2 protein-coding genes are annotated in these 2,539 nt (G+C 34.8%); both read right to left on the minus strand.

Annotated elements, in window-relative coordinates; all coding sequences use genetic code 11:
• Positions 1 to 111: 111 nt before the first annotated feature.
• Entirely contained in the window at positions 112 to 846 is a 735-nt protein-coding gene (locus tag E0K96_RS12005) for an ATP-binding protein (protein WP_168083438.1), read from the minus strand.
• Positions 843 to 2,381 (minus strand): IS21 family transposase, encoded by a 1,539-nt coding sequence (gene istA / locus E0K96_RS12010; protein ID WP_168083440.1) that lies wholly within the window; start codon positions 2,379 to 2,381, stop codon positions 843 to 845. The genes E0K96_RS12005 and istA overlap by 4 nt, the downstream gene beginning before the upstream one ends.
• Between the last annotated feature and the right edge of the window lie 158 nt (positions 2,382 to 2,539).

The raw sequence follows: 2,539 nt of genomic DNA on the forward strand, positions 1-2,539 counted from the left end.
TGAGTATTTCACTAAAAAGATGACTCCGTTTCACTCGTTTGATGACGTCATCACACCAGTGTGATGATAAAAAAATAGTCACTATAGATTTGACCATAGTGACATTTTTTATTAATCCTTTTTTCGCGTTCTCATTGATTTGTCGCCCTTTATATGAATGGTATACGAAGACGATACTATTCTATCAAGTATGGCATCTGCTATTGCTCCTCCGCCTAGATTTTTATGCCATCCATCTGGTGTGAATTGTGAAGCAATAATTGTCGTATGACTATCATATCTTAATTCCAACAGTTCGAGAATATCGCCTTGTTGTTCCTGAGTTGTTGGATTAAGTAGAAATTCATCAATAATAAGAACTTCAGCTCTTGCATACAATCTTAATTTTGGCTTATATTTTCCATTTCGTCTTGCTTGATCCAATTCAAACAATAAATCCGGTAATCTTATATACTTTACAACTTTTGCTTTCTTGCATGCGGCATTTCCCAATGCTGATACAATATATGTCTTCCCGCTTCCAGTTGCACCAATCACAATGACATTGATATGATCATCAATATAACTGCATGTTGAGAGTTTCATGATGAGTTCCTTGTCAAGCTCTCTATCAGGGTAATACTGTATATCTTCCAACGCTGCATTCATCATTTTTATTTTTGATCTTCTTTGTATACCTGTGACAAGATTATTATATTTGTCATTGACTTCTTCATCAACCATTAATGCCAGTCTTTCGTCAAATGAAAGTTCTTTGAAAGCTTGGTTGTTACACTGTTCCTTATAGATTTCAGCCATCTTATGTAATTTTAAGCTTAATAGCTTTTCGTATGTTTGATTAATCATTTTCTACCTCCATAATAATCCGCGCCTCTTAACAGTGCGCCTTCATTGTCTTCTTTTTCTTCTGCTGGTTTATTATTTTTATCTTGTAGATAATCCAGATATGATTTAAAATTCTTGTAGCTGCAGGTTACTCGCTTTTCAAGTATAGATTTTGATACTTCTTCTATCAGATCTGATGGATATCTATCGCTAAGTTTTAAAATTGACATACATCTTTGGTACATTTGTTCCTCAATTTTAACACTTTCAAGATTCTGAGTAATGATTCTGCAGGTGAATGGGCCTATTCTTTCAGCCCATTTTTTAAATCTCTCACCATTCCATTCAGTATAAAGCTTATGATGGTCAGGCATGTGATCTTCAATTGTAGAATACTGATTGACTACCCCATTCAATCTAGGATGGCTGGCAATTCTAGAACCACGATGATAAATTTCGATCATCTTTCTAGAAGCGCGCACATCTACCTTTTCTCGGAGAAATCTATAGGGGACAGAATAGAAATTCTTTTCGAAGCTGATATGGTAGTTATAGTTGACGATAGCTTTCTTCCATTCTGCAAATTCATAGGGAAACTCTGGAAGTTGTCTTAGACAGGGAAGCTCTTCGTTTAAATAAACAAAGCTTCTACTGTATTCTCTCTTTTGAAATGGTTTTCTGTTGATTTTATCCAGTTCCACCAATATGCATTCATTTACTTCTTCTATGCTTGAAAATCTATAATTTCTTAATCTTGCAATAATCTGGGTTGTAAGAATACCAACACTGGATTCTACAGATGCCTTATCTTTTGGTCTCTTAACTCTGGCTGGTATGATGACAGTATCATAGTATTCAGCCATTTCCTGATATGCCTTGTTGATAATGATATCTTCATATTTTTTATGAGATATGACACCTGTTTTTAAATTGTCAGGGACAATCATCAGTGGAACTCCACCAAAGAATCTGAACATGTTGATATGAAGATTGATCCAGCTTTCCTGTTTCATGTTGTCAGTTGCTTCACAATAGATATATTGACTGAAAGGGAGCACTGCAACGAAAAGATAAGCTTTGGATATGATTTCTCTTCGTGACAGATCATAGATTGGTAAAGTCTGTCCTGCAAAATCAACTTCAACTTTTTCGCCTGGTTTCTGTCCAATATGCATTGTCAGATTATTCTTCTCAACATGCTGCCTATAAAGTTTTGAGAACTGAGTATATTTAAGAAATGGTTTGTTCTCAAGCTTGCATCTTTCAACATATTCTTCCCAGAGAAGCATGACAGTGACGCCGGGTTTTAACAGTTCTTTATGAACATAGTCATAGTCAGGTCTTTCCTGATAATAAATCACCTCCTTCTTGTTTCCGAAGATTTCATCAATCTCATCGTCAGTTTTGTCTTTAATAAGTTCATATGTTATAGAAAGTTCATCAGCCTTTTCATAGGTAGACTTTATTTTTCTGCTTGCACAATGAACGACAGACATGATGGCCTTTTGAGACATTCCTAACGATCGGAGTCTTAAAATTTCTTTTTCTTTTGTCATAATAAAAATGACCTCCTTTCATGTAAATGTAAGGTGGGAAATCCTTACAATTCCATTGTAGAAAGGAAAAACAAAAATAAAAGAAAAATCGTCATCACACCAGTGTGATGACGACATCAAACAAGTAACATTATTCGATTTTCAAAGTGAAATATTCA

Origin of the sequence: Massilimicrobiota sp. SW1139 (genome assembly GCF_012027715.1) — a bacterium.
GTDB lineage: Bacteria > Bacillota_I > Bacilli_A > Erysipelotrichales > Coprobacillaceae > Allocoprobacillus > Allocoprobacillus merdigallinarum.

What these genes read in the sequence shown, in the direction of transcription:
- istA (WP_168083440.1), bottom strand. Translation starts at nt 2,381, where the DNA reads ATGACAAAAGAAAAAGAAATTTTAAGACTCCGATCGTTAGGAATGTCT.
- E0K96_RS12005 (WP_168083438.1), bottom strand. Translation starts at nt 846, where the DNA reads ATGATTAATCAAACATACGAAAAGCTATTAAGCTTAAAATTACATAAG.